The organism is Pseudoxanthobacter sp. (assembly GCF_036822375.1).
GTDB lineage: Bacteria > Pseudomonadota > Alphaproteobacteria > Rhizobiales > Segnochrobactraceae > Pseudoxanthobacter.
The window spans coordinates 1-25817 of record NZ_DAISHT010000032.1 but is presented as its reverse complement, the minus strand read 5'-3'; the positions used below and the strand labels follow the sequence as shown (position 1 = coordinate 25817).

General features: G+C 68.4%; 23 protein-coding genes. 18 read left to right on the top strand and 5 right to left on the bottom strand.

The features are described from left to right. Positions 1 to 448: 448 nt before the first annotated feature. The gene (locus V7067_RS05480; protein WP_334174876.1) at positions 449 to 1750 is read right to left on the bottom strand and encodes a mechanosensitive ion channel family protein; all 1302 of its coding nucleotides are present in this window, start codon (positions 1748 to 1750) and stop codon (positions 449 to 451) included. Positions 1751 to 1821: 71 nt separating this feature from the next. On the opposite strand from V7067_RS05480, the gene V7067_RS05475 reads away from it, so the two are divergent. The 8 genes from V7067_RS05475 to nikR all read left to right on the top strand — a co-directional run bounded on the left by V7067_RS05475 (position 1822) and on the right by nikR (position 13147). Further along, positions 1822 to 2061 (top strand): hypothetical protein, encoded by a 240-nt coding sequence (locus tag V7067_RS05475; RefSeq protein WP_334174875.1) that lies wholly within the window; start codon positions 1822 to 1824, stop codon positions 2059 to 2061. A gap of 510 nt (positions 2062 to 2571) precedes the next feature. Beyond that, a complete protein-coding gene (locus V7067_RS05470; RefSeq protein WP_334174874.1) occupies positions 2572 to 4881 on the top strand; it encodes a hypothetical protein in 2310 nt (769 codons plus the stop codon). Positions 4882 to 5029: 148 nt separating this feature from the next. Further along, positions 5030 to 5539 (top strand): hypothetical protein, encoded by a 510-nt coding sequence (locus V7067_RS05465; protein ID WP_334174873.1) that lies wholly within the window; start codon positions 5030 to 5032, stop codon positions 5537 to 5539. 123 nt (positions 5540 to 5662) lie between these two features. Continuing rightward, complete coding sequence (locus V7067_RS05460) at positions 5663 to 6142, top strand: hypothetical protein (RefSeq protein ID WP_334174872.1); 480 nt, start codon at positions 5663 to 5665, stop codon at positions 6140 to 6142. 282 nt (positions 6143 to 6424) lie between these two features. Further along, entirely contained in the window at positions 6425 to 8593 is a 2169-nt protein-coding gene (locus tag V7067_RS05455) for a cysteine peptidase family C39 domain-containing protein (RefSeq protein WP_334174871.1), read from the top strand. Beyond that, entirely contained in the window at positions 8590 to 11127 is a 2538-nt protein-coding gene (locus V7067_RS05450) for an ATP-binding cassette domain-containing protein (protein ID WP_334174870.1), read from the top strand. The genes V7067_RS05455 and V7067_RS05450 overlap by 4 nt, the downstream gene beginning before the upstream one ends. Before the next feature lie 49 nt (positions 11128 to 11176). Next, complete coding sequence (locus V7067_RS05445; protein WP_334174869.1) at positions 11177 to 12493, top strand: NHLP bacteriocin system secretion protein; 1317 nt, start codon at positions 11177 to 11179, stop codon at positions 12491 to 12493. A 129-nt stretch (positions 12494 to 12622) separates the two neighbouring features. Then, the gene (nikR, locus tag V7067_RS05440; protein WP_334174868.1) at positions 12623 to 13147 is read left to right on the top strand and encodes a nickel-responsive transcriptional regulator NikR; all 525 of its coding nucleotides are present in this window, start codon (positions 12623 to 12625) and stop codon (positions 13145 to 13147) included. A gap of 2 nt (positions 13148 to 13149) precedes the next feature. On the opposite strand, the gene V7067_RS05435 is transcribed toward nikR, so the two are convergent. Genes V7067_RS05435 through V7067_RS05425 form a run of 3 tightly spaced genes read right to left on the bottom strand, consistent with a single transcriptional unit; the run spans position 13150 to position 15629 of the window. Next, entirely contained in the window at positions 13150 to 13812 is a 663-nt protein-coding gene (locus V7067_RS05435) for a 2-dehydro-3-deoxy-6-phosphogalactonate aldolase (RefSeq protein ID WP_334174867.1), read from the bottom strand. 42 nt (positions 13813 to 13854) lie between these two features. Next, positions 13855 to 14838: a 2-dehydro-3-deoxygalactonokinase gene (locus V7067_RS05430; RefSeq protein WP_334174866.1), complete on the bottom strand. Its 984-nt coding sequence runs from the start codon at positions 14836 to 14838 to the stop codon at positions 13855 to 13857. Further along, a complete protein-coding gene (locus tag V7067_RS05425) occupies positions 14835 to 15629 on the bottom strand; it encodes an IclR family transcriptional regulator (RefSeq protein ID WP_334174865.1) in 795 nt (264 codons plus the stop codon). The genes V7067_RS05430 and V7067_RS05425 overlap by 4 nt, the downstream gene beginning before the upstream one ends. A 433-nt stretch (positions 15630 to 16062) precedes the next feature. Between V7067_RS05425 and V7067_RS05420 the strand changes: the two genes are divergently transcribed. From V7067_RS05420 to V7067_RS05390, 7 genes are all read left to right on the top strand, one after another. Then, the gene (locus tag V7067_RS05420; protein WP_334174864.1) at positions 16063 to 17013 is read left to right on the top strand and encodes a sulfonate ABC transporter substrate-binding protein; all 951 of its coding nucleotides are present in this window, start codon (positions 16063 to 16065) and stop codon (positions 17011 to 17013) included. 194 nt (positions 17014 to 17207) lie between these two features. Further along, a complete protein-coding gene (locus V7067_RS05415) occupies positions 17208 to 17987 on the top strand; it encodes an ABC transporter permease subunit (protein ID WP_334174863.1) in 780 nt (259 codons plus the stop codon). A gap of 17 nt (positions 17988 to 18004) precedes the next feature. Further along, positions 18005 to 18820 (top strand): ATP-binding cassette domain-containing protein, encoded by an 816-nt coding sequence (locus V7067_RS05410; protein WP_334174862.1) that lies wholly within the window; start codon positions 18005 to 18007, stop codon positions 18818 to 18820. Positions 18821 to 18932: 112 nt separating this feature from the next. Beyond that, complete coding sequence (locus tag V7067_RS05405) at positions 18933 to 19481, top strand: sigma-70 family RNA polymerase sigma factor (protein ID WP_334174861.1); 549 nt, start codon at positions 18933 to 18935, stop codon at positions 19479 to 19481. Continuing rightward, positions 19474 to 20256 carry an anti-sigma factor gene (locus V7067_RS05400; RefSeq protein ID WP_334174860.1) on the top strand — a complete coding sequence of 261 codons (783 nt, stop codon included), beginning with the start codon at positions 19474 to 19476 and terminating at the stop codon, positions 20254 to 20256. The genes V7067_RS05405 and V7067_RS05400 overlap by 8 nt, the downstream gene beginning before the upstream one ends. Before the next feature lie 66 nt (positions 20257 to 20322). Further along, positions 20323 to 21048: a Bax inhibitor-1/YccA family protein gene (locus tag V7067_RS05395; RefSeq protein WP_334174859.1), complete on the top strand. Its 726-nt coding sequence runs from the start codon at positions 20323 to 20325 to the stop codon at positions 21046 to 21048. Positions 21049 to 21150: 102 nt separating this feature from the next. Further along, complete coding sequence (locus tag V7067_RS05390) at positions 21151 to 21939, top strand: DUF2076 family protein (protein WP_334174858.1); 789 nt, start codon at positions 21151 to 21153, stop codon at positions 21937 to 21939. A gap of 98 nt (positions 21940 to 22037) precedes the next feature. Here V7067_RS05390 and V7067_RS05385 read toward each other — a convergent pair whose 3' ends face one another. Next, positions 22038 to 22823: an IclR family transcriptional regulator C-terminal domain-containing protein gene (locus V7067_RS05385; RefSeq protein WP_334174857.1), complete on the bottom strand. Its 786-nt coding sequence runs from the start codon at positions 22821 to 22823 to the stop codon at positions 22038 to 22040. A 181-nt stretch (positions 22824 to 23004) separates the two neighbouring features. On the opposite strand from V7067_RS05385, the gene V7067_RS05380 reads away from it, so the two are divergent. From V7067_RS05380 to V7067_RS05370, 3 genes are all read left to right on the top strand, one after another. Beyond that, positions 23005 to 23964, top strand: coding sequence for a 3-carboxyethylcatechol 2,3-dioxygenase (locus V7067_RS05380; protein ID WP_334174856.1), 960 nt, complete (start codon positions 23005 to 23007; stop codon positions 23962 to 23964). A gap of 61 nt (positions 23965 to 24025) precedes the next feature. Continuing rightward, complete coding sequence (locus V7067_RS05375) at positions 24026 to 24931, top strand: alpha/beta hydrolase (RefSeq protein WP_334174855.1); 906 nt, start codon at positions 24026 to 24028, stop codon at positions 24929 to 24931. 75 nt (positions 24932 to 25006) lie between these two features. Further along, positions 25007 to 25810: a fumarylacetoacetate hydrolase family protein gene (locus tag V7067_RS05370; protein WP_334174854.1), complete on the top strand. Its 804-nt coding sequence runs from the start codon at positions 25007 to 25009 to the stop codon at positions 25808 to 25810. Positions 25811 to 25817 lie beyond the last annotated feature (7 nt).

The following is a 25817-nucleotide window of genomic DNA, read 5'->3' as shown; positions in this document are numbered from 1 at the left end:
TGATAAATATCTATTTATGCTCGACCAATTTTAAAACCGCCCGCATTGGCGAATTCACGCGTCCGTGAATACGGACGATGGCGATGAGCACGAAGCCATGGTCGCTGTCGGGTCTTGTCGTCGCCAGTGGCAAGACCGCGCCACTTCTTCATCTGACCGATTCTCAGTCCGTCATCCCCTTGTGTGCACATTTTTGAGACTCAACTCTCGCACACTTTCTGATGGTCGAAATGCGACCTATGGTAGCGTCGACGACGGTTGGTTGCTCGGCAAGCGATCAGGCGATGGCGGTCAATCGCAGAGGCCGGGAACAATGTGTTCGGTTTCCCTGGGGGGGGGGCGATGCGCGGCGTTCCGCATGCCCCGCAAGCCGGCAGCCGGGCATCGGGCTGGCCGCATTCATGTTGAGGAGAACCATCCGGCTCGACGGGTTGCCGCCTGCACCTCTTCATCCGGCAGCGGTTGGTTTTGCAGCGGCGTCAGGTGGCACGAAGATATCGGGCTTCTCGCCCGGGAGCGTTTCGACATAGACTGAGGTTGAGGGGAAGGCGAAGCTCGAGCCGGCGCCGAGAACGATCTCCATGATCCGGTACGCCAGCTCTTCTTTTACCTGCAGCCACTCGCCCCAGCGGGTCGTGGTCGTATAGCAATAGACCATGATGTTGATGGCGGACGCGCCGAACGAGTCGATCCGCACGAAGGTCGATGCGGTGTCCTTGTCGACAAACGCCGCGTTGCCCTGGATATAGGCTTCGATCTCGTGCTGAATCTGGCGCAACTGTTCGATGGTGGTCGAATAGGGCACACCGATCAGCCAGAAAATGCGGCGGCGGCGCATCTGCGTGTAGTTGATCACGGCATTGTCGGCGAGGTCGGCATTCGGGACCTGCACGGCGGAATCGTCGAACTGGCGGATGCGGGTGGAGCGGAAACCGATGCTCTCCACCGTGCCCTCGATGACGCCCTGCACCTTGATCCAGTCGCCATATTGCACCCGGCGCTCGATCAGGATGAGCACGCCGGAAATCAGGTTCTTGAACAGCACCTGCGCGCCCAGCGCCACCGCGGCGCCGGCAATGCCCATGCCGGCCAGCATCGGGCCGATGCGCACGCCCCATTGCTGCAGCACGGCCGCCACGGCGAAAAAGGCGATCAGCGCCCGCGTGGCCTTGCGCAGCCAGTCGATGCCGGAATCGGACAGATGGCCGGCGCCGGGCCGGATCCGTTCCGTCACGGGGCCGATGATGGCGAACATGGCCCAGTAGGCGAGCACGATGAACAGCGTGCCGACCACCTGTTCCGATACCCGCGCAATGAAGCCATCCTCGCCATTACGCATGATCTCGAAGGCGAAATAGGTGCCGATGACGGCGGAGAACAGCTCCACCGGCCCTCTCAGCACCTGATAGAGGCTTTCGCGGAAGGCGTGGGTGTTGCCGATGAAGAACTTGCCGGCTACGACGAACAGCAGGTGACGGAAGGGCTTTCTGAGCAGGAAGAAAACAAGGAAGACGACGACGGCCAGAAAAAGCCGGTCATAGGGAAAAGAGACAATATCGGACCGGACCGCATCTGCGAAATCAAGGGCGCTCTGATACCGGTCCTGAACGATTGTCTCGATATTCCTGCTGGCCGGCATTGGTTCGTCTTGCCCCTCAATTCCGCTGCGCGCCTGATACAGGCCCGTGTCTGCCATGGCAGACAGGCCCGGCGCGGAGCCCAGCGTAGCGGCTCGGTCGCCCGGTCTCAAGACAGGGGCGGCGGCGCGGGCGTGGCAGGCGCGTCGTTACGGAACAGGGCCTCCGGGAGCCCGCGCTTTCCATGGCCACCGCCGAACGCATCGCCGGCCTTTACATCCGGCTCGACGCTTTCGCGCCCGCCATCCGGCGCCGGGCGGACGTGCGCTTCACGATGCACCTGACGGGCCGGCACGGCGTCGTTCAGGCCGTGATGCTGTGCGGGGATTATCGCCTCTTTGAGTTCCGCGCGGATGGCCGGCGCAGTGCTGTGCCGGTGGCCCGTCGCCGGCGCCCGGAGTGGGTGGCGAAGGCGGTCGCGTGAAATCTGCGGTCCTGAGCAGCCTGTAAGGTTGGTGTCATCGGCGGCGCCTAGATTTCCTCTCACCGGAATGCAGGGCCCGACGGTCCTGACCGGGAGGGAGCACAACGATGAACGCCGAAACCGGACCGTCGCTCTGAACGATGGCGCCTTTGAAGGCGAGACCGGCGCCGCCATGGCGGTGGAGCGCCGGCGGGAGACCGATGACGGCCGGGATGGAATGCGGGCGGTTCAGCCCCGTTCACTTTCCGGGAAAAGATCACCGGGGAAATTGACTTCGGTACTTTTGGGTAAACTCCGCTCGGCATTGACACCAACGGCTCGTCCGCAGGACGATGCGAGCCGGGGGCTGTGTCCGATCCGGAGCATTGGAGCATTCTTCGACCGGGCGGGATCGTCCGCTCGATGAGATGTCACATGGGGTGAGGTCTGATCATGAAGAGCAATGACGATGCCGTTTCCGGGCCGGAGAACAGCAACGACGCGCTGTCGCCCGATATTCTGAAGTCTATCGTGGGCGGTGCGCGCCCCGGCGAGAATGCCCATGTCGACGGTGAGGCCGCCATCGGGCTGACCGCCGGCGCCGAAGCCATCAAGCTCGCCGAGAGCGAGGCTGCCAAGACAGGCGATGCGAAGACGGGCGATGTGAAGAGCGCGGTGGCGGAGAAATCTTCCGTCGACGTCCTCAAGGCCGACACCCGGGTGGGGGAGGGCGGGGCGTTCACGTCGAAGCTGACGCTGTCTGCGTCGCAGTTCGACCCGAACAGCAAGCAGCTCCTGCAGAAGACCGCCGACGTCTCGATCTCCGGCGTGAAGGGTAACCCTGACGGCGTGAAGGTCTCGGTTCAGGACCAGTCCGGCAAGACCGTCGATCTGACGGCCGCCGAGGTTGGCCTCAAGGCGAAGGCCGGAGAGGCCCTCTATCAGAAGATCTCCGATCACCTGAAGGAGATCGACGGCAGCGGCAAGAGCACGGACCCGAACTTTACCAAGGACATTGAGACCGGCATGCGCTCCACCACGGGGGGAGTGGATGCCGATCTCCATGGCGCGAAGACCTACGCGAGCACGGCTTACAAGGTCGATGCCGACGGCAACGTCACGAAGGAAACCAAGTCGACCAAGCTCGACGCGGAAAAGGCGGCGCAGGATAAGGCGAATGCCATCGCCGACAACACCGCCAAGCACACGGCCATCTGGGATGCTCAGAAGGCCGATGCGCAGAACGCGCAGGAGCAGAAGGCCAAGCAGCAGCAGGACATCGATCGCGCGTACAAGGATCTGCGCGACGGCAGCCGCGCGGTGACCGGTGCGACCGATACGGTGAAGAACCTTGCCAGGGCGCAGGAGGAAGCCGAGAGCGACCACAAGACGGCGACTGCAAACCTCGCTGCGGCAGAGGCGAAGTTCAAGAACGCCGTTGCCGATCCGAAGTCGGACCCGGCCGGCAAGGCGGGCAGCGATTTCGCCAAGGCGCAGATCGCCCACGGGGAAAGCGAGCAGAAGCTGAAGGCCGCCGGCGAGGCCCTGAAGGCCGGCGAACAGAAGCTCGCCGATGCCAGGAAGGTCGTCGATGACGCCAGGGCGAAAGTGACCAGCGACGACGCCGGCAGGACGGCGGTGAAGACCGCCGATTCCGAGGAAGGCCGCGAGCGTTCGAAGTCTGCCGACGCCACGGTGAAGAACACGGCGAGCCCGCAGGAGTCGCTGGCGACTCAGGCCAAAGACAAGATCAAGGATCTTGTGACAGAGAAGGGCTGGAAGGTCGCCTCCAAGGGCATTGAAGAAACGCTCAATGCGGCCGCCAAGGAAAAGGCGCTGGCGGAGGGCAATCTGCACGAGGCGACCATCGACAAGGTTCTTGCCGGTGGCGTTTCGAAGACGACCGACACCGACGGCAACAAGGTTCGCGAGGCGACGACCGTCGCTCAGGTCAAGATCGAGGGCGGCACGACGACCTATTCCTCCGATCTCGGCAAGGGCGCCAGCGCCAACTGGGCGGTGCGTGCCGAGGCCGGCAAGGAGGTCAGGAACACCACCGACCTCGGCGACGGCAAGTCGCTGACGACCACGAACAAGATCGACGCCTCCGCCGCGTTTGAGAACAAGGCCGGCGTGACCGTGACCAAAAATGCCGTGACGGCAGAGGCCTCGACCAAGGTTGCGGCCCATGCCGAGGCCAGCAAGTCTTACGCCTACAAGAACGGCGACGTGGAGAACACCGTGACCGGCGCTGTCGCGGCTGATGCCTCTGCGGGTGCCAAAGCCGGTACCCATCTCGGTTATGACGGCATCTCTGCTGCTGCCAAGGCGGTCGCGGAAGCCTCGGTCAAGGCCGGCGTCAGCAACGAGACCAAGATCGGGAGTGCCAAGATCGAGCAGAAGGCCGCTGCCTACGCAGCGGCGAAGGCTGAGGCGAAGGCCGAGGCTGAGGTCACCTTCAATCCGCTGGCCAGTGACGGCAAGGTCAAGGCGAAGGTCGGTCTGGGTGCCGAAGCATCCGCAGGTGTGGGCGCCGATGGCAATATCGGACTGAAGAGCGCCAACGGCAACGGTGTCGAGGTCGGCGGCGGCGTCTATGCGGGCAAGATCGGCGCGAAGGTCGACGGCGATATCGACTTCAAGGACGGCAAGCTTCAGGTCGGCCTCAAGGTCGGTGCCGCGCTGGGCATCGGTGCGAGCTGCAACATCAATGTCGCGCTGGATGTCGGTCAGGCGGCCCGGAATGTCGCCAAGGCGTTCACCGAGATCGATAATGTCGGCGATGCGGTGCTGTCGCCGTTCAAGGCGGTCGGCGGCTTCTTCGGCGGCCTTTTCGGCTGATACCGCCGCCCTTCCCACCGCGACGCGGTGACGGAAGGGCGGCCTTGATATCCGGATACAAGGTGCACCGGGCTTCCCGCGGCCGGGGCGGGCCGGGAGGCACGTCGATTTCCCGACCGGCACCGATCGAGTTTCAGAGGATCGCGTCATGAGCGACAAGAACCCCACCGCCGAGGAACTGGCCGCGGCCAGGTCCGAAATCGAAACCAAGCTGGCCCCCGAGGTCGAAAAGCTGAGTGCGCTCGCCCACGAGAAGATCATCCGGCGCGCTCTCTCGGAGGGCTGGTCGCAGTCCCAGGCCGAGTGGATCGACCGGCTTGCTCAGGAGCCGTTCATTCAGGCCGCGATCGACGGCGCGCCCGGAGTGGAGGCGCTGGAAGGCGCCTACGGCCGCGCCCGCCGCCAGCTGACGGTCGGCTATTTCGACCACGCTCTGGAGCAGGGCAAGAACCTCTACACCGCTTTTCTCACGATCATCGATCTTGAGAAGCAGCTCGCGGAGCGTCGCGGAGAGGTGCCGCCGGATTATCCGGACTCCATCCTGATGCAGGCCTGCGACGCGGTCGAACTGGCAGCCCAGCGCGGCCTTTCCAGCGAGGACCAGATCGGAGCCGGCTTTGCCGTGATCCGCGAGCTCGCGGGCAACGATCTGAACTGAGCCCGGCGCTTCCGGGCGGGGCCGGACCCGGGCCCGCCCGCCGGGTCTTCGCAGCGGGCGCCCCGCAAGGGTCGGCGCAGCCCGCCCGAAGCTGCCATCTGTCTGCGTTCGAACGGAAAAATCATGTTTCTTCCTCCCGACCTTCCCCCCGGCGATGCGCCGCAGCGGCCGGCCTATGTGCTCGTGCAGGCCGCCGCCTCCGTCGAGGACCAGCTCGTCGCGCGTGCGGAAGCCGACGGCTGGTCGGCCTCACAGGCGAACTGGATCGGCAAACTCGGGGTTGCCAGAACGCCGGGCGCCAGCGCCACCTCGAAGGCGGATGTGGACGCCGCCTATACCGCCGGCCGGCAGGCGCTCACGGTGGCCTATTTCGACAACGCCCTTGCCAGCGGCAAGAGCCGGCAGGTGGCCTTCCTCACGGTCATCGATCTTGAAAAGCAGGTCATGACCCGGGCGCATCTCGCCCCCCCGGACTATTCCGACGAGGCGCTGCAGAAGGCCTGCGATGCCGTGGAGCTTGCGAACAGGAAGGGTCTCTCAAGCAACGAGCAGATCGAGGCCGGCTTCGAGGTGTTGCGGCTTCTCGCGGCGAAACCCCGGTAGGCGGCCCATGGCCACGGCGCCGGCCCGCTCATCGCTTCCGCGTCAGCCGGCGCGGACCGTGGCCTTGTCGTCGCCGGCCGCCACCGCGCAAGCCGGGTTTGCCGCCGGGTGCCGCCTGAACGGACCGTCGCCCGGGCAAGACCGGATGTTTCGCAGGAATTTCGGACGTGAGCGGAATCTCTCCATGCAACTGACGGCTTCCACACATCTGACGGCGCCGCTTCCGCCCGGTTGCGGTGCGGCATCGTCCGGCGGTTCGCTGTCGTCCGGAGGCGCGCTGTCGTGGCGCGGGTGAGGGGCGGGCGGGGCCGCGCCCGCCGGGTTCCGGCCATCCTGCAGATGGAAACGGCAGAGTGCGGGCCGGCCTGCCTCGCCATGGTGCTTGCCGCCCACGGGCGGTGGGAGACGCTCGATGCCGTGCGCGACAGCTGCGGCGTGTCGCGCGACGGCACGTCTGCCGCCGACATCGTGGAAGCGGCGCGCCGGCGCGGCATGGAGGCCGATGCCTACAGCCGCGATATCGACGGCCTCGCCGCCCTCGGCCTGCCCCAGATCCTGTTCTGGGGGTTTGATCATTTCGTCGTGCTGGAGGCGGTCGGCCGCAACGGCTTCGTCATCGTCGATCCCGCCAACGGACGCCGGGTCGTCGACCGCGAGGAGTTCGGCCGTCGTTTCACCGGCGTAACGCTGACTTTCCGCCCCGGTGCGGAGTTCCGGCGCACGCCCCGGCCGCCGGGCATCGCCCGCCGGCTTGCCGCCGTGCTCGGCGGTTCGTGGGATATGTTCGTCTGCATCGTCCTGACGAGCCTCGCGATGGTGGTGCTCGGCGTGGTGCTGCCCGGACTGACGCGGGTGTTCGTCGACGATTATCTGGTGCAGGGCAACCGGGAATGGCTGCTTCCCCTCCTCGGCGGCATCATTGCCGTCGGCGCGTTCCGCTCGATGATCGCGGCGCTCTACACCCGCGGGCTTCTGCTCGTTCAGACGAAGGTGACGGCCGTCGTCAGCGCCCGGTTCGTGTGGCGGCTGTTCCAGCTGCCCTATGATTTTTTCGTTCGCCGCAGCCCGGTGGAGATCTCGGCGCGCACGCAATATGCCGGGCAGCTCGGCAGCATGGTCGCCGGCCCGTTCGCCCAGACCGCCGTGAACGTGCTGGCGGTCGCGGGCTACATCGCGATCATGCTGCTCTACAGCGTTGTCATGACGGCAGTGTGCGTCGGCTTCGCGGTGCTTGAGCTGCTCGTGCTCAGGCTCGTGACCCGCCGGGTCCAGGACGAGGCCGTGCAGCTGCAGATGGCGGCGGGGCAGGCCCATTCCGCGGCCGTGCGCGGCGCGGCGCTGCTGGAACAGGCGCGCGTCAACGGCAGCGAGACCCAGCTCTTCAGCCACATGGTCGAAGCTGAGGTCCGGCTGATCAATTCCGAACAGAAGAGCGGCTGGACGACCCGCATGCTGATGGCGCTGCCTTTCGCGATGAGCCGCCTGACGACGCTCGCCGTGCTCGGCGTCGGTGCCTTCGTGGTGATGACCACGGAGACCACGCTTGGCACGCTGCTTGGCTTCCTGATGCTGTCCGGGCTGCTTTCCAGTTCCATCGGTGCGCTCACCGGCTTCGGAACGGCGATCGGCCAGTCCACGGCCGGCATGGGCCGCCTCGGCGACGTGCTCGACCACATCGGGGCCGCAGAAGACGGCGCCGCGGCCGGGCAGGGGCCATTGCCGCTGCCGACGGGGCGCATCGCGCTGCAGGATGTCGGCTTCTCCTATCCTCACGGCGAGCCCGTGCTCTCCGGCATCGCGCTGGCCGTCGCGCCCGGCGCGTGCATCGGCATCATGGGCGGTTCCGGGGCGGGCAAGAGCACGCTCGCCCGGCTCGTTGTCGGTCTTGCCGCACCGACCTGCGGCACGATCCGCTTCGAGGCCCGCGCCGGCGCCGAGGCGTGGGTGCCGAAATGCGATGGGGTCGGCTTCGTCGATCAGGCGCCCTTCTTCCCGAAGGGGCCGATCCGGTCGGCTTTGACGCTGTGGGATGCGGCCGAGACCGACGACGACATCGCCGGCGCGCTTGCCGACGCCGAACTTCTGGAGGCTGTGGCCGGCCGGCCGGGCGGACTGGACGGGCAGGTGGGTGAGAACGGGGTCGGCTTCAGCAGCGGCGAACGGCAGCGGCTCGCCATCGCCCGCGCGCTGGTGCACGCCCCCCGCATTCTCGTGCTCGACGACGCGACCAGCGCGCTCGACGAGGATACGGAGGCGCGCGTGCTCGAAAACCTGCGCCGCCGCGGCGCCACGCTGCTGCTGTTCACCAACCGCGCCAGCGCGTTGCAGCACATGGACCGCGTGATGGCGCTTCACGGCGGCCGGCTCTATCCGGTCGCAATGGGAGAAGCCCATGCGGCTGCCCGCACATCCATGAGCGCGATCCTCGCTGCCGCGGAGCAGCAGCTATGACGGACGTGCCGGAGTTCATGCCATTGCCGGCAGGGGTGCTGACGCCCCTCGCTCCCGCCATTCCCTGCACGCTCGTCGGGGCTTCCGCAGACCTCTATCTCGCTTCTGGCGAGACGGACGCCAGACGCTTCGTCGCGACGATCCCCGAGGGCGCGCTGCTGCCGGAGGCGGTGCCGGGCTTCGAGCTGTTCCTCAGGCCGCGGCTTGACGCGGGGCTGGAAGCGGGCGGCGATTCCGAGGGTGCCCTGCTCTGGACGGCCGCGCTGGCGCGCGCCGCCGCGCCCGGCGGCATTGCCGTGCCGGAACCTGAGGACGAGGCCTCCTTCGGAGCGATCAGCCACCGGCTCCTCGCGGCGATCGCGGCACGTCTCGCCGCCGCGGAGCGGAGCGCCGAAGACGAGCGCTCGACGCAGGCGCAGCGCATGGAAAGTGCCTTCACCGACACCCTGAAAGGGTTCGGCCGGGTGCTCGACGGCACGTTTCACCGCCCGCCCGCCGGCAGCCGCACGCCGCTTGCCGCCGCGGCAGCGCGGCTGGCGGAGATGCTGCACGTCAGGGCCGTTCCGGTGCGCGAGGAACCCGGCGAGGATCGGGAGGATTTTCTGGAGCGGTTTGCCGCCGGCCACGGCCTGCGCCTGCGCCGCATCGGGCTCGGCACGGGCACGCTGCCGGAGGGCGAGGGCGCCCTGCTGGCGTTCGATGGCGACGGACGGCCGTGGGTGCTGCGGGCGCGCCGCCGGGGCGGCTTCGTCATCGAGCACCCGACGGACGCAGAGCCGCCGCGCCGCCTCGGCCGCGACGACCGGGCGGCGTTCGGTAACGATGCCTACATGTTCTTCCGCACCCTGCCGGGCACGCGGCTCACCTATCGCTCGATCTTCGGCTTCGGCCTGCGCGACAGCGTGTGGGATTTCGTGCTGCTCGGTTTCTGCGGCCTCGCCGGCGCGCTGCTGGCGCTGCTGCCGCCGCTCGCTTCCGCCCAGATCGCCAACATTGCCGTCCACACCGCCGACGTGCCGTTCCTCATTGAACTGCTGCTCGTGCTGGCGATGGCGCTCGTTGCCGAAACGACGTTCTTCGTCGTCGGCCGGCTCGCGGAATTGCGGGCGAACGGGCGGGCGGGCCTCGCGCTGCACGCCGCGATGGTCGACCGGCTGCTGCGCCTCACGCCGGCAAGCCTGCGCTCATCGACCACGCTCATCCTGGCCACCGAGATGGAGACCGTGGAGAAGTTCCGCCGCGCGCTCCTCGGCTTTGTCACCAACGGCGCCGTTGCGCTTCTCAACGGGCTTGCCGCGGCGGTGGTCGTCACGTTCGTTTCGCCGGTCGCCGGCCTCGTGTCCATCGGTCTCGTCCTCAGCCTGCTCGCAATCACCGCCTTCCTCGGGTGGGCGCAGTTCAGGGCGATTTACGAGGGCGAGCGGATGGACGTGATCGTGCTTGCCTTCGTCTACGATCTCGTCCGCCTTGTCCCGGTCGTGCGCGGCATGCGAATGGAAAAGCGGGCCTTCACTCAGTGGGGCGAGAACTTCCTCGCCTTTCAGTCGCGCCTGATGCGCTCGGCCCGCATCTCGAACCGCCTGTCCGTGATCGAGCCGGGGTGGGATGCGATCGTGCTGGCGCTGTCGTTCGCCGCCATCGCCTATGCCGGCTCGACGGCGAGCATCGGTGCGGGTCAGGCGATCGTGTTCGTGCTGGCGCTCGGCCGGCTCACGCAGTCCGGGAAGGAGCTGTCGCACCACCTGATCGGCGCTTCCAAGCTGATGCCGATGGCGAAGCTCGCCCGCCCGCTGATCGAATTCGAGCTGGAGCCTCCGGCCTCCGGCGCGCCTGCCGTCGTGCTGTCGAGCCGGCTCGATGTCAGCGACGTCAGCTTTTTCCATGGTACGCGGCGCATCCTTCAGGGTGTCAATCTCACCGTCCGCGAGGGTGAGTTCGTGGGGCTGGTCGGCCCGTCCGGCAGCGGCAAGTCGACGTTGCTGTCGCTGCTGGCCGGGCTGGAAAAGCCCGACAGCGGCCGTATCCTTCTCGGCGGCCACGATCTGGCCGGCCTCGACCGGCGCCAGATCTCGCGGCGGATCGGCCTCGTCATGCAGGGGGCGCGGCTGCTGCCGGCCTCGATCTACGAGAACATCCGCGGGGTCGGAGACATCACCATCGACGAGGCGTGGGCCTTCGCCGAGCAGGCGGCCATCGCCGACGAACTGAGAGCGCTGCCCATGGGACTGCTCACCATCGTCGGCGAGGGCGGGGCCGGCCTCGCGGAGGGGCAGATCCAGCGCCTTCTGATTGCCCGCGCGCTGGCGCGCCGGCCGTCGGTGATCCTGCTCGACGAATCCATGAGCGCCCTCGACGGCGTCTCGAAGGACCGGATCCTCGCATCGCTCGCAAAACTCGACCTGACCCGCATCCTCGTGACCCATCATCCCGCCGCGCTGAAACGCGTCGACAGGCTGGTGATGATGCACGAGGGCAGCGTGGTCGAGATTGCCCCTCCCGACGATGTCGCCGGTGCCGGAGGGAAGACCCGATGACGGCCATTGACAGGACAGCAGGCGACCAGACCCGGCGAGCGGTGAGACCATGAGCACAAATCTGTTCCGCTCCGAGGCGCAGGCCCAGTTGCAGCGGCCCGAGCAACTCGCGACCGCGCTGCGGCTGGTGCGGCCCGGCTATGTCGCCGTGGTGCTGATGCTGTGCGCCATCGTTGTGGCAGCGGTCGTCGGTGCGATCTTCATCCGCGTGCCGATCGCGGTGTCGGGCACGGGTGTCATCCTGAGCTCGAAGGGCGTGCTGGAGTTCACCGTCGCATCCGACCACGACGGCCGCATCACGGACGTGCTCGTCGATATCGGCCAGCGTGTCAGCCCCGGACAGGAGATCGCCCGCATCGTGGAGCCGGCGATCCAGACCGACCTGAAACTCGCCGAGAGCGAACTCGACCTCATTGAGCGCGAGGAGCAGAAGGTGCGGGCCCTGCAGGAGCAGACCGGGCGGCTGTTCGCCGATCTTCAGGCCCGGCAGGAGGCCAACGCCCGCGAGACCATCGCGCTGCTCGACAAACGCCGGGCCCTGCTGGAGCAGCTCACCGAAGGTCAGGAAACCCTGCGCCGGAGCGGCAACACCACCTTCGAGCGCTATCTGCAGGCACAGACGGAACTTGCCGAGGTGCTGGAGCGCACCTCCGGCAAGCGCGGCGACATCCTCGCCATGCTGCTGACGGAAGGCGAGCGCAAGGCGCAGTACGAGCGCGAACTGCAGGCCCTCGACGCCCGCAAGGCGCAGGCCCAGCGCCAGATCGACCGGCTCAGGGACCGCATCGACAATGAGACCGTGGTGCGCAGCACCCAGTACGGCATCGTCTCGGAACTGAAGGTCTTTCCCGGCGATCTCGTGCGGTTCGATACGCCGCTCGTCAGCATGCTGCCGGTGGATGAGAGCTTCTCGACACTGCGTCCGGGCGCCACGCATCTGGTTGCCGCGGTTCTCATCCCCGCCCGGGATGGCAAGAAGGTGCGCGTCGGCATGCAGGCCCTGATCGACCCGACCTCGGTTCGCCGCGACGTGTTCGGGGCCATCGAGGGCACGGTTGTGCGGGTTCCCGACGTTGCCGCCAGCCCGGAGCAGCTCCGCCATATGCTGCGTAACGACGATCTCGTCCGCAAGCTCACCGCCAGCGGCCCGCCGTTTCTGGTGACGGTGGAAATGGAGCGTGACCCGCGCACCGTGAGCGGCCTGAAATGGACCACCTCGGCCGGCCCCGACACGCAGATCACCGCCGGCACGCTGATCGACGCCAGAGTGCTGACGGAGCGCGTCTCGCTGCTCGGCCTGCTCGTGCCCGCCGTCAGGGAAATGCTGCGCGGCCCCTCGCAGGAGGAGGCGGGGAAGGCCTTCTAGGCGTTGAGCCCGGGACGGTCGTTGCGAGAAGATTGTTCATCGGGCGCGATGGCCTGAAGGTGGTCGTTGCCATGGGCGGCGGCCGGGGCCACCATCGGGCGCGACGAGGCCGGAAGGAGACGACACGCCATGCAGCGCATCACCATCACGCTCGACGATGACCTGATGGCGGAGATCGATGCCTTCATGGCGGCGCGTGGCTGCGAGAACCGCTCCGAGGCGATCCGCGATCTGGTGCGGACGAGCCTTGCGGAAGAAGGGCCGCTGGCCGGGGCCGCACAGCCCTGTGTCGGGGCGCTGGTCTATGTGTTCGATCACGACCGCCGCGATCTGGCGCGGCGGCTGACGAGCACGCATCATCATCGCCACGACCTGTCGCTGGCCACCACCCACGTGCATCTCGATGCCGGCACCTGCCTTGAGGTGGCGCTGCTGCGCGGGCCGACGGGCGATGTGCGCCACTTCGCCGACCATGTGATGGCCGAGCGCGGGGTGCGCTACGGCCGTCTGGTGGTGGTGCCGGTGGAGCCGGAGGCGGGACCGCCCGCCGCCCTCGACCATGTTCACGACTACGACTACGACCACGACCACGACCGCGAGCCCGACCGGAACCATGACCACGGCAGCGACGATGGTGCCGGCGGCGGCCGCTGATCCTATTCGCCGCGTGCCTGCCAGGCGGCGATGAAGGCGGCGGCGCGGGCGCCGACTTCGGCGGCCTGAAGGCCCGGCTTGTAGACGGCCGAGCCGATGCCGAACCCGGCCGCGCCGGCGGCCAGATAAGGCTTCATCGTGACCGGGGTGATGCCGCCGACCGGAAGCAGGCGGGTGCCGGGCGGCATCACCGCCATCAGCGCGCGCACGGCGGCCGGGGTGATCAGTTCGGCCGGAAACAGCTTCAGCGCGGCGGCGCCGGCATCGAGGGCCGCAAACGCCTCGGTCGGTGTCATCACACCGGGGGCGCAGACGAGGCCCGCCCGCACCGATGCCGAAACGATGGCGGTATCGGCGTGAGGCATGACCACCAGATCGGCGCCGATGGCGGCGAGCGCGTCGACATCGCTCTCGCGCATCACCGTGCCGGCGCCGACGATGGCATCCTGCGGCAGCACGGCGCGCATGGCGGCGATGCTCTTCAGCGGCTCCGGCGAGTTCAGCGGCACCTCGATGATGCGGAAGCCGGCGTTATAGAGCGCCACGGCGATGCCTTCGGCCTCTTCCGGCTTTACGCCGCGGAGAATGGCGACAAGCGGCAGGGCGGCGAACGCCGCATCGAAGCGGCTGCGGCGGGTGCTGGCTGCGATCTGGCTGGCGGGCATGGCATCGGTTCCGGTGTGGCGGGACATCAGGAAAGCAGGCCTTCAGGAAAGCAGGCCGAGGGCGCGGGCGAAGGCGAACAGCCCGGCCGGGGCGGTGTTGTCAAAAACGGCGGCGGCCGGCCGCCCGAAGGCGGAAAGCGCGGTCTGGTAGCGGGTGCACAGCGCCGGCGCGCCGACCAGCGCCAGCGGCGCTCGGGCATCGGCGCGGGCAAGGCCGGAAACGATCTCGTGGCCGATGAGGAGGCCGGAGAGATAATCGGCCAGCGCGCCGCCGGGCAGCCGGCCGGTGAGGCCCAGCGTGCGGGTGGCGAAAAGCTGGCGCACGAAATCGCCGGGGCCGCTGGCGCGGGCATCCTCAAGGCCGGCGGCAAACGCGGCTTCCCGTTCGGCGGCCGCTGCGGTGCCTTCCATCAGCCGGCCGAGAATGGTGTGGGCGGAAAGGGTGGCGAACAGTTCGCCGGTCATCGCCGTGGAAAAGCCGGTGACGCGGGCCTCTTCCACCGTGGCCCATTTGCTGTGGGTGCCCGGCAGCACCAGCGTGGCGCGGGCAGCAAGCCGGGGGGCCTGCTCCAGCGCGCCGGCGATCTGGATTTCTTCGCCGCGCATCACGTCGGGGCGTGCATCGGCGGGGTCGAACAGCAGTCCCGGCGCAATGGCAATGCGGCGGCCGGCTGCGGTCTCTGCCACGGCGGCCTTGTCTGCGAGGGTCGCCACCGCGGCCGGGCAGCGGACATAGGGGGCCTCGCGCCACCCCTGCGCACTGCCGACCATGCCGCAGGCAACGACCGGAAGCCGCGGCACGGCGGCCAGCCAGTCGCCGGTGAGGGCCTCAAGAGCGGTTTCGAAACCCGCGGTGCCCGGCAGCGGCAGGGCCTGAATGCCATGGCGCGAGGCGCGCGCGGCGATGATGTGGCCATCGGCAGCGAGCAGGAAGGCCCGCAGGCTGGAGGTGCCCCAGTCGAGCGCCAGCAGCGCGGCACCGCGTGCGGCCGCATCGGGGGAAGGTGTGTCGGGCTGCACGGTCATGCGGTCCATCCAAGCTCGCGGGACAGGTCGCCGGCGACGGCGACGACATCGGGGGCGATGGCGATCATGCGGGCCGGCGGCATGAACGGCACCGCGCTTGCCACGCTGAGAGCGGCGATCACCCGGCCGCTGGCATCGCGAACCGGGGCACCGACGCAACGAATGCCGGGTTCGTTCTCTTCCAGATCGAAGGTGAAGCCGCGGGCGCGGTCGGCGAGGAGGCCGGCGCGCCAGTCGGCATAGGGCGGCAGCGGCGGCCCGCCGTCGGCGGCCGCCTGATAGAGCGCGGGCCAGCGCCCTTCGTCGGTGCCCAGCAGAAGCGCCTTGCCCAGCCCGGTGCGGGCCAGCCGCATGCGCTGGCCGACGCGCGAGCGCATCTCCAGCCCGCGCCCGCCGGGCACCTTGGCGAGATAGACGACATCGCTGCCCTCCGGCACACCGAAGTGCACCGTGTCGCCGGTGGTCTCCGCAAGGCGCCGGCAGAACGGTTCGGCCCGGCCGGCCAGCGCGCCTTCTTCCAGCGCGGCAAGGCCAAGGCGGATCAGGCGGCTGCCGAGACGGTACCGCCCGTGGGCGGCGGAGGCCAGATAGCCCGCCGCCACCAGAGCGGCGAGGGTGCGGTGGGCGGTCGAGCGCGTCATGCCGAGGCGGGCGGAAAGACCGGCGACATCCGTCGTGCCGGCGGCCACGGCCTCAAGCACCGCCAGACCGCGCATCAGCGTCTGCGTGCCGGGCGGCGCCTCTTCGCTGCCCGGACGGGACGATGCGGTGGAAATCGGATTCGCGGTCATCCTGCCTCCGGCCCGCGGTTCACCGCCCGGCAGTCGTCGGGCGCACCTTGCCGTCAAAGCTCTAGGGCAGGGAACGGCAGGCGTCAAATATTGAAATCAGTGGCCCATATAGTGAGACAATGTGAGGTCCGCGGTGCGGTTCAATACATAAATTGCACCATAATCCGGCTGATCGGAAATGGCGCGGATTTCCGGCCTCCGCTGCGGCACCGGGCGGCGCCGGCGGAGCGCCGGAGAAATTCCTTCCTGCGAAGGCGCCAACTTCACAAATCACGGGCCGCCCGGCGGGTGAGTGTGGAACTGAATTTCTCGATGGACCGGCTAGCTTATTCTAGCCTTAACGCAACAGGGCAGAGCGGCGGTGCCGCCTGCCGGTGCGGAAGGGCGCGGCTGGCCGGCAAGGCCCGGGCGCCGCGACGATGGGGTGAGAGAGATGATCGGGAAGCAACTGGCAGGAGCCGTCTTTGCGCTGGCCGCTGTGTTTGCCACGCTGACGGGGGCTGCGGCCGAGCCGCTGAAGGAACTGCGCGTCGGCTTTCAGAAGACCAGCCTGCCGGTGATCGCCCAGCAGCAGAAACTGATCGAGAAAAGCCTCGCGCCCGAAGGCACCACCGTGAAATGGGTCGAGTTCACCGCCGGCCCGCCGCTGGTCGAGGCGCTGAATGTCGGCAGCATCGACCTCGGATGGACGGGCGATGCGCCGCCGATCTTCGGACAGGCGGCCGGGGCGAACTTCGTCTATGTCGCCGCGCTTCCCTCCAACGGCAAGGGCGAGGCGATCTTCGTGAAGCCCGATTCTCCGATCCGCTCCGTGGCCGATCTGAAGGGCCACAAGGTGGGCGTTACCAAGGGCTCCAGCGCGCAGAACCTGCTCGCGGTGGCCCTTGAAAAGGCGGGCGTGCCCTACAGCGAGATCACGCCGGTCTATCTGAGCCCGGCCGATGCCGCGGCCGCCTTTGCCAGCGACAAGATCGATGCGTGGGCCGTATGGGATCCGTTCTTCGCCATCGCCGAGACGCGCTACCACCCGCGCGTTCTGACGACGACGGCCGATACCGTGCAGGTCAACACCTACTTCCTTGCCAACCGTACCTTTGCCAATGCGCACCCGAAGGTGGTGGCGACCGTGATCGCGGACCTGAAGGAAGCGGCTGCATGGGCCGATGGCAACCGCGACAAGGTGGCCGAGGCGCTGCATGAAGTGACCGGCGTGCCGCTCGCTGCCCAGAAGCTCGCCGCCGACCGTCAGGTGTTCGGCATCGGCCCGCTGACGCCGGAGATCATCGCCGGCCAGCAGCAGACCGCCAGCCGCTTCGCGAAGCTGGGGCTGATTCCCCGGGAGATCGTGGTCTCCGAATATGTGTGGGCGGCTCCGGCCAACTGAGACCCGGCGACCTGCGCTGCCCCGGCCCGCTGCCGGGGCAGGCTTCCGACCTGATTTTTCCGCGCCGTGCGCGAATTCCAAACAGGACACCCCGCAATGTCCGTCATGTCGTCTTTCCCCGGCCCGCGCCGGATGAACCGTTTCCGGTCTGCCCCGGTGGCCCGTCAGGGCCGCCGGCCGGGGAGGGCGCAGGCATGAGCGGCCTGTTCAGGGGGCTTGCCCGCGGCGGCATCGGCTGGCTGCTGCCGGTTGCCATCCTCGTGGTGTGGGAGGCCTCGGCCCGCCTCGGGGCCATTCCGCCGAACGTGCTGCCGGCGCCGAGCGATGTGGCGCGCGCCTTCTGGAGCGTGCTGCAATCCGGCGAACTGTGGCAGAACATCCGCATCTCCACCGGGCGGGCGCTGGCGGGCTTCTTCGTCGGCGGTGCGATCGGTCTGGTGTTCGGGCTGGCCAACGGGCTGTCGAACCTGTCGCGCAGCCTCACCGACACCACGCTGCAGATGGTGCGCAACATTCCGCATCTGGCGCTCATTCCGCTGGTCATTCTGTGGTTCGGCATCGATGAGGGCGCCAAGCTGTTTCTGGTGGCGCTGGGGGTGTTCTTTCCGATCTATGTGAACACGCTGCTCGGCATCCAGACCGTCGATCCGCAACTGATCGAAATGGGCCGCATCTACGGCATGAAGCCGGCGACGCTGTTCTTCCGCGTCATCCTGCCGGGCGCACTGCCGTCGATGTTCGTCGGACTGCGCTATGCGCTCGGCATCATGTGGCTGACGCTGATCGTGGCGGAAACCATCTCCGCGTCGTCCGGGCTCGGCTACATGGCGATGCAGGCGCGCGAGTTTCTGATGATCGATGTCGTGGTGCTGTCGATCCTCATCTATGCCGCCCTCGGCAAGCTGGCCGACAGCATTGCCCGGCTTCTGGAACGGCTGTGCCTGAAATGGCACCCGGCCTTCCAGCACGCGTGACAGTCAGGAGAGCGACGATGGCAGGGTTCTTTCGGGCCGGTGCGCCGGTTGCAAATGCCTTCCGCGATGACGGCAGCGGGCCGCTGCCGGCCGGGCCGGGAACGTCCGCGGCCGAGCCGGCGTTCCGCTTCTCCGGCGTTTCCAAGGCGTTCGGGCCGAAGACGGTGCTTTCCAGCATCGATCTGACGGTGGAGCAGGGCGAGTTCGTGGCCATCATCGGCAAGAGCGGCTGCGGCAAGAGTACGCTGCTGCGCCTGATTGCCGGGCTGGAGGCGCCGACCGCCGGCCGGCTCGTCCATGCCGGCGGGGCCGAGGACAGCCGCGACACCCGCATCATGTTTCAGGAGCCGCGCCTGCTGCCATGGGCGCGCATTCTGGCCAATGTCGAGGTTGGCCTGACCGGGCTCCGGGAGGGCGCCGCCGGCCGTGCGCGGGCGCAGGCGCTGCTGGCCGAAGTGGGGCTGGCGGAGCGGGCCGGCGAATGGCCTTCCGTGCTGTCCGGCGGGCAGAAGCAGCGCGTCGCGCTGGCCCGCGCGCTGGTCGGCAATCCGCGGATTCTGGCGCTCGACGAGCCGCTGGGGGCGCTCGATGCCCTGACGCGCATCGAGATGCAGCGCCTGATCGAGACGATCTGGCAGGAACAGCGCTTCACGGCCGTGCTGGTGACGCACGATGTGTCGGAGGCGGTGGCGCTGGCCGACCGTGTGGTGCTGATCGAGGCCGGCCGGGTGGCGCTCGATCTGGCCATCGCCGTGCCGCGTCCGCGCCGTCGCGGCTCGCCGGAACTGGCGGCACTGGAAGGCCGGCTGCTCGACCGCCTGCTCGGCGTCTGACGCAGCACCCGCCGGCCGGTCCGGTCATCGCGGGCTTTCCCCGGCCGGGGAGGCCCGCGATTTTTTTGTCGGTGCTCTGGAATAGCCGGCGGGGCGAGACCGTATATCCGGTATGATGCGCCCGAAAGCCCCCTTCGATGTGCTCTCGCAACTGGCAGCGCTGCGGCGCTACGCCCGGTCGCTGACGCGCGACGAGAGCGATGCCGAGGACCTCGTGCACGACACGCTGGTGCGGGCCTATGAGAAGCGCGACAGCTTTGCCGGCGAGCGTTCGCTGCGCGTGTGGCTGATGACGATCCTGCACAATGTGTTCGTGGATGGCCATCGCGCCCGCAAGGCCGAGGACCGGCGGGCTGCGGCTCTGGCCGGCCTGCACGAGGAGGCGGCCGCTGCGCCGCAGGAGGCCCATGTGCGCCTTGCCGACGTGCAGCGCGCCTTCATGACCCTGCCCGAAGAGCAGCGGGCGGCCCTGCATCTCGTGGTGGTGGAAGGCCTCAGCTATGGCGAGGCGGCCCGCGCGCTCGGTATTCCGCCGGGCACGCTGATGTCGCGTCTGTCGCGGGCGCGCGCGGCGCTGCGGGCCGGAGAAGACGGCGCGGCCGCCGCGCGCGGCCATCTGAGGATCGTGGGCGGGGCCATCGTGGGAGGGACCGATGAGTGATCCGATTTCCGACGACGATCTGATGGCCTATGTCGACGACCAGCTTTCGCCGGTTCGCCGCACGGAGGTGGAAGATCACCTGAGCCGTCATCCCGCGATGGCCGCCCGGGTGATGGCGGACCTGAAGATCCGCGGCGCCCTGCGGCTGGCGCTGGGGGCGGCGCCGAAGGTGCAGGCGATTGCCACCGGCAACGCCGCCCGTCGCCTGCAGCGCGGGCTGGATGGCGACCGGCTGCGCCGCCGCCTTGCCCGCGCCGGCGGCATTGCCGCCCTTGTGGCGCTGGGCTGGTTCGCGCACAGCCAGTCGGGCCCCATGGGGGTGACGAGCGTCGTCGCCTCTGCCCTGCCGCCGCCGTTCGTGGAAGACGCGGTGCGGGCCCACCGCACCAGCGAGGTGCGGCAGGCGATGCCGTCCCAGCCCTCGCTCGCCGCCTACGATGCCGCCGACATCCGCGCGGCCACCGGCATCGTCATGCCGCAGTTGCCGCGCGGCTGGCGGGTGCGGGATGTGCAGGTGTTTCCCTCCGCCTTCGGTCCGAGCGTGGAAATGAGCCTCGTTGCCGACGATCTGGGCCCCGTCTCGCTGTTTGCGGTGCGGCCGGGCAAGTTCGACGTGGTGCCGGCCACCGTGACACGCCACGAGGGGCTGAGTGCCGCTCACTGGCAGATGGGTGAGGTGGCCTACGCGCTGGTTGCCGGCGGCGCCGAGCCGACCGGCGCGCAGGACCGCCATCTCGGCGAGGCCGCGCGCATGCTGGCCGCCTCGCTGCACTGAAATCCGCCGGCGGGCAGGCCGCCGGCGCCGCGATCCGTCCTTCGCATTCCACAGGAGACACACCCCATGCAGACGCCCAACACCGGGTTTGGATGGCAGGGCACCGCCCGCCCGATGGACCGGGCCGCCTTCGACGAGGGCCTGCGCCAGCACATGCTGCGCATCTACAACTACATGGGCCTCGGGCTGGTCGTCACCGGTCTGGTCGCTTTCGTGGTCGGCAGCACGCCCGCCCTCTATGTGCCGATCTTCTCCACCCCGCTGAAGTGGGTGGTGATGCTGGCCCCGCTCGCCTTCGTCATGCTGTTCTCGTTCCGCATCCAGTCGATGTCGGCGGGCGGGGCGCAGGCGATGTTCTGGGCCTTCTGCGCCGTCATGGGCCTGTCGATGGCCTCCGTCTTCCTCGTCTTTACCGGCACCTCGATCGCCCGCACCTTCTTCATCTCCGCCGCGATGTTCGGGGCCACCAGCCTCTACGGCTACACCACGCGGCGCGATCTCTCGCGCTTCGGCTCGTTCCTCATCATGGGCCTGATCGGGGTGCTGATCGCGAGCCTCGTGAACATCTTCATCGGTTCCAGCGCGCTGCAGTTCGCGGTCTCGGTCATCGGCATTCTGGTGTTCGTCGGGCTGACGGCGTGGGACACGCAGACCATCAAGGAGCAGTACGCGGCCTCGTTCGATGCGGAATCGAAGCAGAAGCTCGCGGTGTTCGGCGCATTCTCGCTCTATCTCAATTTCATCAACATCTTCCAGCTCCTGCTCAACTTCACCGGGCAGCGTGAAGAGTGAGCGGGCCGGGCGGCGGGCCTCCCTGTCCGCCGCCCGGACATGACCTGAGGGGCCGGCCGCGACCGGCCGGCCCCGGTTCCTTCCACCGGAGAAACGAGAGCAATGGAAAACCGTGATCGCCAGGCGATCGAAGGCCTGTTCGCCAAACTCGGTCAGATCGAGCAGCAGGCCGGACCGCGCGATGCCGGTGCGGACGCTTTCATCCGCGAGCAGATCGGCCGCCAGCCCGGCGCGCCCTATTTCATGGCCCAGACCATTGTGATGCAGGAGATGGCCCTCCGTCAGGCAGAGGCCCGCATCGCCGATCTGGAACAGCGCGCCGAAGCGCTGGAGCAGCGCGCAGCCGCCGCGCCGGCGGCCGGTGGCGGCCTGTTCGGCGGGTTGTTCGGCGGCGGGCGTCCCGCCCATGGCGGGAATTCCGGACACGCCGGACGCTCCGGGCACGCCGGACGTTCCGGGCACGCAGGACACACCGGACACGCGGGACAGGCCGGGCACGCGGGCCACACCGCACAGGCCGGGCACGCTGCGCATCCGGCGGCTGCGCCGGGTGGCTTTGGCCGGCCGGGCGCCATGAATGCGCATGGCGCGGCGAATCCTTACGGTGTGGCGCAGCACGGTGGCATGGGGGCCGGCCCGTGGGGTGGCGGTCGCCCGGCCGGCGGCGGCGGGGGCTTCCTGGCCGGCGCCGCGCAGACCGCCATGGGCGTGGCCGGCGGTATGCTGCTCGGCAACATGCTGGCCGGCATGTTCACCGGCGACAGCGCGCAGGCCGCCGAGGCCGCGCCGGATGCCGCTGCCGATGCGCCGGCAGACGAGGCGGGCGCGGCCGAGGACAGCGGCGGCGGTTTCTTCGGCGACTGGTTCGGCGGCGGCGAAGAAGAACTCTGAGCGCGGCCCGGTCGCCGCTGCCAGCGGCACAAGGGTGAAAATTGCGCGGCCCGGCGGGTGTTCTCCCCGCCGGGCCGCAGTCGTTTCAGGCTGCCTCGTCAGGGCGTCTCGGCATTCTCCTCAGCGAAGCGGCGCTCGATATCGGCAACACAGGCTCTCAGCGCGTCGAGATGGCGGCCGGCCGCTTCCTCCGGCGTCATGGCAGAGCGGAAGAAGATGATGTTGATGGCGCCCATCACCCGGCCGCGTCCCATCACCGGCAGGGCGATGGCGCTGATGGAAGCCTCCGACCCGCCCACGGAAGCGGCATAGCCCCGGGCGCGCACCTCGCCAACAAGACGCTGCACGAGCCGCCGGTCTGCCGCATCGGCGGCGTCTGCGGCATTGCCGGAAACGGCGATCGCCAGCATCGTTTCGCGCTCGTCGTCGGCCGCGGCCGCCAGAATGGCCCGCCCCATGGCCGAGCGCGTCAGCGGGCGATAGCGCCCCACCATGGCGCGGTGGACGGAAAACGGGCTGAAGCGGTGTGTGGTCTCGCGGATGACGATGCTGCCGCCCTCGAACGAGCCGAAGTCGCTCGGCCAGCGCACCTGCGGCAGCAGGCGGATCAGTTCCTGCGCCACGATGTGGCTGATTTCGTCACCCTCGGTCAGCCCCTCGCTGAGTGCACGCACGCCGGGCGCAAGGCTCCACGTTTCGTCGGACGGGCTTCGCGCCACCAGATCCAGCCGCGCCAGCGTGGCCAGAAGCCGGTAGGTCGTGGTGCGGTCGATCTCGCAGGCGGCCGCCAGATCCGAAGGCCGGGCCCGGCCCAGCCGGTTCAGCGCCGTCAGCACGGCAATGCCGCGTTCCAGCGCCCTTACGGGCTTATAAATCCCCTCCATCGGCGCTTTCCTCTCCGTCCGTGCCCGGCAGGCGATGCGCCGTTCACTAAGTGCACAGATAGCACAGCTTCCTTGAACGATGCCAGCCTGCGGGCCTAGCGTGCCTCTCAAGAACGCAAGCGCGGTGTCCGTGGAAACTGCTCCCGGCACCCCGCAGAATCAATAAAACGCGGAGGATGCCATGCTCAGTGGCGCTGTTTGCATCAGCCACTCACCGCTTATGGAAAAAAACCGGGCCGAACCCGCCGTCGAGCGGCGTTTCGAGGCTGCAATCAACGACGCTGCACGTCAGATTGCGGAATGGGGCCCGGATGTTGCGGTCGTTTTCTTTCCCGATCACTTCAACGGCTTCTTCTATGACCTGATGCCGAGCTTCTGCATCGGCGCGGTCGCCAGCTCGCTCGGCGACTTCGGCTCCGTGCCCGGCGCGCTCGACGTGCCGGAAGACGTGGCGATCTCGCTGGCAAGCGCGGTCACGCAGGCCGGTGTGGACGTGGCGGTTTCCTACCGCATGCAGGTGGACCATGGCGCCACCCAGCCGGTGGAACTGCTGTCGTCGATCTATCCGCTGACGCGCATCGTGCCGGTGTTCATCAACTGCGCGGCGCCGCCGCGGCCCACCTTCGCCCGCGTGCGGGCGCTGGGCGAGGCGGTTGGCGCGTGGGCCGAGGCGAGCGAGCTTAACGTGGCCGTGCTGGCCTCCGGCGGCCTGTCGCACGATCCGCCGATCCCGGCCATGAAGGGCGCCTCGCCCGACGTGCGCGCCAAGCTCATCGACGGGCGGGCCGCCAGCCATGCCGCGCGGCTGGCCCGCCAGACGCGGGTGTTCAATGCCGGCCATGAATATGTCGCCGGCACCTCGAAGCTGCGCCCGCTCAATCCGGAGTGGGACCGCGCCTTCCTCGAACACCTCGTCAACGGCGACCTGACGGTCGGCGACGACTGGGACGACGACGAGATCACCCGTCTCGGCGGCCGCGGCGCGCACGAGGTGCGCACCTGGGTGGCTGCGCTGGCCGCTCTGTCCGCCGCCGGCAGCTATGAGGCGAGCGTCGGCTTCTACGAGCCGATCCAGGAGTGGATCACCGGCATCGCCCTGACCACCGCGACCCCGCGCTCCGCCGCCCGCAAGGCGGCGTGACCGGCGCCGGCCACGGCTTCAGACCCCTTTTCAAGACATCATCCGAACGGACGTGAAGATCATGAGCGAAGCAACCGCCCCCTACCAGAGCATCTGGCGCGACCTGCAGTGCGTGTCGTTCTCGCAGGGCTTCCTCGATGCCGGCGGCATCCGCACCCGCTACCTGCATGCCGGCAAGACCGGCGCCCCGCCGCTGCTGATGCTGCACGGCGTGGGTGGCCATGCCGAAGCCTACATCCGCAACCTCGGCGCCCACGGCGAGCATTTTGACGTGTGGGCGATCGACATGATCGGCCATGGCTGGACCGACAAGGGCACCCACGATCTGGAAGTGAAGCACTATGTCGCTCACATCCTGAAGGTCATGGATACGCTCGGCTTCGAGAAAGTCTCGATCTCCGGCGAGTCTCTCGGCGGCTGGGTGGCTTCGCGCCTTGCGGCCGATCATCCCGACCGCGTGGAGCGGCTGGTGCTCAACACCGCCGGCGGCTCGCAGGCCGACCCGAAGGTCATGGAGCGCCTCAAGACGCTGTCGATGCGCGCGGCCACCGAGCCGACCTGGGACTTCATCAAGGCCCGCGTCGAATGGCTGATGGCCGACAAGGCCAAGGCCTATGACGACCTCGTCGCCTGCCGGCAGGCGATCTATGCCCAGCCGGGCATGGCCGAGGCGATGAAGTTCAACATGATCCTTCAGGAGATGGATGTGCGGAAGCGCAACCTGATGTACCCGGAGGATTATGCGCGCATCAAGGCGCCGACGCTGGTGCTGTGGACCTCCGACGATCCGACGGCCGACGTGTCGGAAGGCCGCCGCATCGCCTCCATGATCCCGGGCGCGCTGTTCACCGTCATGGACGGTTGCGGACACTGGCCGCAGTTCGAGGATCCGGAGGTGTTCAACCGCATCCATATCGGCTTCCTCAAGGGCGAGAGCGTGCCGGAAGCCGTTCCGGTGGCCGCCTGACACGGGCGGGGCCGCCCGGGTGGCGGCCCCTTCTTTTTTCACGACCCGACCCCCAGAAGTTCCGAGCACGAAACCATGACAGACGAAGCCATCGGCCGGCTTGCCGCAAGGCTCGCCGCCGCGGAGGAAACCCGTGCGCCGTGCGCACCGCTGCGCGACGAAATCGCCGCGCTGGCCGCTGCCCGCACGCCGGCCGAAATCGCCTATGCCATTCAGGATGTTCAGACGCAGCAGCGCGTGGCCGCCGGCCAGCGCATCGCCGGGCGCAAGATCGGCCTCACCTCCAAAGCGGTGCAGGCGCAGCTCGGTGTCGATTCCCCGGATTTCGGCACGCTGTTCGATGTGATGGGCGTGGGCGACGGCGAGACGATCCCGCTCGGTGCCCTCATCCAGCCCAAGGTGGAAGCGGAGATCGCGTTCGTTCTCGACCGTGACCTCACCCATGAGCGCCACACCACCGCCGATATCCTGCGCGCCACGGCCTTCGCCGTGGCTGCCATCGAGGTCGTGGACAGCCGCATTGCCGGCTGGAACATCCGGCTGACCGACACGGTCGCCGACAACGGCTCGTCGGCGCGCTTCGTGCTGGGCACCCGCCCGGTGTCGCTTGCCGCGCTCGATCTGGTCGAGTGCACGATGGAGATGGAGACCGGCGGTGCCGTGGTCTCGCGCGGGCAGGGCGCTGCCTGCCTCGGCAATCCGGTCAATGCCGCGATCTGGCTGGCGGACACCATGGCCGCGGCCGGTGCGCCGCTGCGCGCCGGCGACGTGGTGCTGACCGGCGCGCTGGGGCCGATGGCCGTTGTCAGCGAGCCCGGCGTCTTCACCGCCCGCATATCGGGTCTTGGCAGTGTTCGGGCGTCGTTTGGGAAGGAGTGAGGGGGAT

Excerpts from the sequence above, each read along its gene's own strand:
- V7067_RS05475 (WP_334174875.1), top strand. The coding sequence starts at position 1,822 with ATGGCCACCGCCGAACGCATCGCCGGCCTTTACATCCGGCTCGACGCT.
- V7067_RS05465 (WP_334174873.1), top strand. The coding sequence starts at position 5,030 with ATGAGCGACAAGAACCCCACCGCCGAGGAACTGGCCGCGGCCAGGTCC.
- V7067_RS05460 (WP_334174872.1), top strand. The coding sequence starts at position 5,663 with ATGTTTCTTCCTCCCGACCTTCCCCCCGGCGATGCGCCGCAGCGGCCG.
- V7067_RS05450 (WP_334174870.1), top strand. The coding sequence starts at position 8,590 with ATGACGGACGTGCCGGAGTTCATGCCATTGCCGGCAGGGGTGCTGACG.
- V7067_RS05445 (WP_334174869.1), top strand. The coding sequence starts at position 11,177 with ATGAGCACAAATCTGTTCCGCTCCGAGGCGCAGGCCCAGTTGCAGCGG.
- nikR (WP_334174868.1), top strand. The coding sequence starts at position 12,623 with ATGCAGCGCATCACCATCACGCTCGACGATGACCTGATGGCGGAGATC.
- V7067_RS05435 (WP_334174867.1), bottom strand. The coding sequence starts at position 13,812 with ATGCCCGCCAGCCAGATCGCAGCCAGCACCCGCCGCAGCCGCTTCGAT.
- V7067_RS05430 (WP_334174866.1), bottom strand. The coding sequence starts at position 14,838 with ATGACCGTGCAGCCCGACACACCTTCCCCCGATGCGGCCGCACGCGGT.
- V7067_RS05425 (WP_334174865.1), bottom strand. The coding sequence starts at position 15,629 with ATGACCGCGAATCCGATTTCCACCGCATCGTCCCGTCCGGGCAGCGAA.
- V7067_RS05420 (WP_334174864.1), top strand. The coding sequence starts at position 16,063 with ATGATCGGGAAGCAACTGGCAGGAGCCGTCTTTGCGCTGGCCGCTGTG.
- V7067_RS05415 (WP_334174863.1), top strand. The coding sequence starts at position 17,208 with ATGAGCGGCCTGTTCAGGGGGCTTGCCCGCGGCGGCATCGGCTGGCTG.
- V7067_RS05410 (WP_334174862.1), top strand. The coding sequence starts at position 18,005 with ATGGCAGGGTTCTTTCGGGCCGGTGCGCCGGTTGCAAATGCCTTCCGC.
- V7067_RS05405 (WP_334174861.1), top strand. The coding sequence starts at position 18,933 with ATGATGCGCCCGAAAGCCCCCTTCGATGTGCTCTCGCAACTGGCAGCG.
- V7067_RS05400 (WP_334174860.1), top strand. The coding sequence starts at position 19,474 with ATGAGTGATCCGATTTCCGACGACGATCTGATGGCCTATGTCGACGAC.
- V7067_RS05395 (WP_334174859.1), top strand. The coding sequence starts at position 20,323 with ATGCAGACGCCCAACACCGGGTTTGGATGGCAGGGCACCGCCCGCCCG.
- V7067_RS05390 (WP_334174858.1), top strand. The coding sequence starts at position 21,151 with ATGGAAAACCGTGATCGCCAGGCGATCGAAGGCCTGTTCGCCAAACTC.
- V7067_RS05385 (WP_334174857.1), bottom strand. The coding sequence starts at position 22,823 with ATGGAGGGGATTTATAAGCCCGTAAGGGCGCTGGAACGCGGCATTGCC.
- V7067_RS05380 (WP_334174856.1), top strand. The coding sequence starts at position 23,005 with ATGCTCAGTGGCGCTGTTTGCATCAGCCACTCACCGCTTATGGAAAAA.
- V7067_RS05375 (WP_334174855.1), top strand. The coding sequence starts at position 24,026 with ATGAGCGAAGCAACCGCCCCCTACCAGAGCATCTGGCGCGACCTGCAG.
- V7067_RS05370 (WP_334174854.1), top strand. The coding sequence starts at position 25,007 with ATGACAGACGAAGCCATCGGCCGGCTTGCCGCAAGGCTCGCCGCCGCG.